Genomic DNA, 1,886 nt, shown 5'->3' with positions numbered 1-1,886 from the left:
CGGCGGATTCCAATGGTCGACGCAACAGTTGAGTGTTATTGCAGGGCGTGCGGCCCGTGTTTGCAGGCTAGTTCATCGCTCCGAACGGCGCGTCACGTTCTGCCCTCAGGCGGGCAGCGGGCGTGTCGTAGCTCAGGGTCTTCCGTGGTCGCTCGTTGAGCTCCCGGGTGACTTTGGCCACATGATGTGCACTGTGAACGGCGAGGTCTGTGCCCTTGGGGAAGTACTGGCGGGCCAGGCCGTTGAAGTTCTCGTTTGCCCCGCGTTGCCAAGGGCTGGAGCGTTCCGCGAAGTAGACCGGAACCCCACTGGCTTGAGTCAATTTCTCGTGCCAGGACATCTCGACCCCCTGGTCCCAGGTGAGGCTTCGTTTCAGATGGGGCGGCAAGGTTCTGAACACAGCGATGGCCGCTGCGTTGACGCTCGCGGCGGTGTGATCTTTGGGCAAGTTCACGATGATGCCGTACTGGGTCTTCCGCTCCCTGAGCGTCATCATTGCGGAAACCGATCCGAGTCCGACGATGAGGTCCCCCTCCCAGTGGCCGACTTGCTCCCTGTTTTCAACCTCGGCTGGGCGTTGGTCGATCATCGTCATATTGATAATTCGGGACCCTCGTCCGAGCCGTCGCTGCCATCGCGTTTTGCGAATCCGTCGCCCAGTGCGCAACTTGAGAGCGAAACGTTTGTGCAGCCCTTTGCCGTCTCGCAGCAGCAACGCCCGGTAGATCGTTTCAGGACAGATTCGCATCGACAGATCATCGGGATACCCCTTCCTCAACCAGCCGCTTATTTCATCCGGAGACCAAAATCGGTTGAGTTTCCGTTGCACGAGAATCCGAAGAGCGGAGTTCGCGACCAGCTTTCGGGTTTTCGGGCGAGCACGTTGCTGCCGGGCATCATGGTGAGCGGTTGCCGGCAGATAGTCCCCACTTGCCTGGCGATGCCGCTTCAATTCCCGCGAAATTGTGGATGGATGCCTGCCCAGCTCGACCGCGATTTTCCGCAACGAACGCTTCAGTCGGAGCAAGTCAGCAATCTGTAACCGTTCTCGCGCATCCAGGTAACGACCACTCGGCTCGGGTTTCGGAAAAAGGGACGGGATCTGAAACTTCGCAGCTTTGCGAAGCGATGTCCCATTGTGTGGATGCATGCCCAATAGTCTGCAAGCGTCCGCGTTACTGAGACCGTCGCGCATCAACTGCCAATACTGTGCCCTGCGTGACCGGAAAAGCTTCTGGCCCTCCGTTGCAACGGCAAGGAGGACGCGGTCCGCATATCGACTCGACGTCGCTACCGCTTCCTTTTGCGCCGCGGTGGCGGCAGCAGCAGCCTTCCGCACCGACGCTAACCGTCGGCGCTCCAGGGCGGCAACACGGGATCCCGTCAGCTGCAACACAACGGTGCACCGTCGCATTGTCATGCCCGATCGCCGCAACTCGGCGAAACGTTTCTCGGTCCACCGATACGCGGTCGACCGGGCCACCCCTGCAGCGATTGCGGCGGTCTGCATCCGCTGGCCGCGATCAATCGCCGCCCAGAACACGACTTCTTGATCTGCGTCCACTCGAAGATGATTGCGCTCCTGCGGCCTCTCGACTTCAGCCTCCCACCCCATCAGACGCGACGTCGTGAAACCTAACTCGGTGATCGTTTCAGAAGCCGATATTCCACTCCGCCTCGACTGAAGATATTTCTCCCGAAGCCACCGATAGCCGACCTCTTTATCGATACCGGCATCTCGGGCGGATGGTTTGAGACCCCGCCCGTCCTTGATCGACGCGAAGAACCTCAGGGCTGCTGGTGACGAAGACGTCAAAACCATGAAACGACCACCTAAAAGAAGGTGTTGCTTCGATCAATAGGATCCCGCGTACGTCAATCGCGAC

Annotated in this window: 1 protein-coding gene; it reads right to left on the bottom strand. The window is 59.6% G+C overall.

Features of this window, described 5'->3' with window-relative positions:
- Window positions 1–67: 67 nt before the first annotated feature.
- Window positions 68–1,822 carry an IS30 family transposase gene (locus tag FVP33_RS18625; RefSeq protein ID WP_147785205.1) on the bottom strand — a complete coding sequence of 585 codons (1,755 nt, stop codon included), beginning with the start codon at window positions 1,820–1,822 and terminating at the stop codon, window positions 68–70.
- Window positions 1,823–1,886: the final 64 nt, after the last annotated feature.

It is taken from the genome of Lacisediminihabitans profunda (assembly GCF_008040105.1).
Classification (GTDB): Bacteria; Actinomycetota; Actinomycetes; order Actinomycetales; family Microbacteriaceae; genus Lacisediminihabitans; species Lacisediminihabitans profunda.
Note: the sequence above shows the minus strand (reverse complement) of the source record. Positions and strands in the feature narration are given on the sequence as shown.

Excerpts from the sequence above, each read along its gene's own strand:
- FVP33_RS18625 (WP_147785205.1), bottom strand. The coding sequence starts at position 1,822 with ATGGTTTTGACGTCTTCGTCACCAGCAGCCCTGAGGTTCTTCGCGTCG.